This is a genomic window from Hyella patelloides LEGE 07179 (assembly GCF_900659865.1).
Classification (GTDB): Bacteria; Cyanobacteriota; Cyanobacteriia; order Cyanobacteriales; family Xenococcaceae; genus Hyella; species Hyella patelloides.
Genome location: NZ_LR214436.1, coordinates 1 through 1,111, shown reverse-complemented (window position 1 = coordinate 1,111; position 1,111 = coordinate 1). Strand labels below are relative to the sequence as shown.

Below are 1,111 nucleotides of genomic sequence, written 5' to 3'. Positions count from 1 at the left end.
CTTTCACTATTAATCTGACTAACTCCAATAATGCAGTCATCACAGATAGTGAAGCCACAGCAACAATTACAGATAATGACAATCCTCCATCGCTAATAATTTCTGATGTGGTGGTGACAGAAGGAGATAGTAGTACCACAAATGCCATCTTTACTGTCAGTCTCGACAATCCTAGTAGTCAAGAAATAACTGTTGATTTTGCGACCTCTGATAATACAGCCATCGCAGGATTGGATTATGAAGCAATCAGTGGAACACTCACCTTTAGCCCTGGGGAAACCTCTAAAACCATTGAAGTGAATGTATTGGGAGATAATTTAGATGAAATAGATGAAGCTTTCACTATTAATCTGACTAACTCCAATAATGCAGTCATCACAGATAGTGAAGCCACAGCAACAATTACAGATAATGACAATCCTCCATCGCTAATAATTTCTGATGTGGTGGTGACAGAAGGAGACAGTGGTACAACTACTGCTGTCTTTACAGTTTCGCTCGACAATCCCAGTGGTCAAGAAATTACAGTAGATTACGCCACAGCAGATAATACAGCAATCGCAGGAATCGATTATGAAGCTGTTAGTGGCACACTCACCTTCAATCCTGGAGAAACCACCAAAACCATTGAGGTGAATGTATTAGGGGATAATTTAGATGAAATAGATGAAGCATTCACTATTAATCTCAGTAATCCTAATAACGTTACCATTAATAGTAGTGAAGCTACAGCAACAATCATTGATGATGATGAAACCAGCACTTCTACTCCTGAAATATCCATTAATGATGTTACTGTAACAGAGGGAGATAGTGGTACAACAATAGCTCTCTTTACTCTTTCTCTCTCGGAAGTTTCTACTAATCCGATTACAGCAGACTATACAATTGTTGATGGTACTGCTAGTAATGGCACGGATTATCAGAGTCAATTTGGCACTATTGTCTTTAATCCTGGGGAAACCGAAACCACTATTTCCATAGATGTTATTGGAGATACTCTAGATGAGAGTGATGAAACCTTCAATATTAATCTCTCCAATGCGTTGGGAGCAGTAATTGTTGATAATCAGGGTGTTGGCACAATAGTAGATGATGATGAATTTACGAC

Annotated in this window: 1 protein-coding gene; it reads left to right on the top strand. The window is 38.7% G+C overall.

Translation table 11 applies throughout. The features are described from left to right. A partial coding sequence (locus tag H1P_RS35545; protein ID WP_222427425.1) for a Calx-beta domain-containing protein occupies positions 1 to 1,111 on the top strand: 1,111 nt, incomplete at both ends.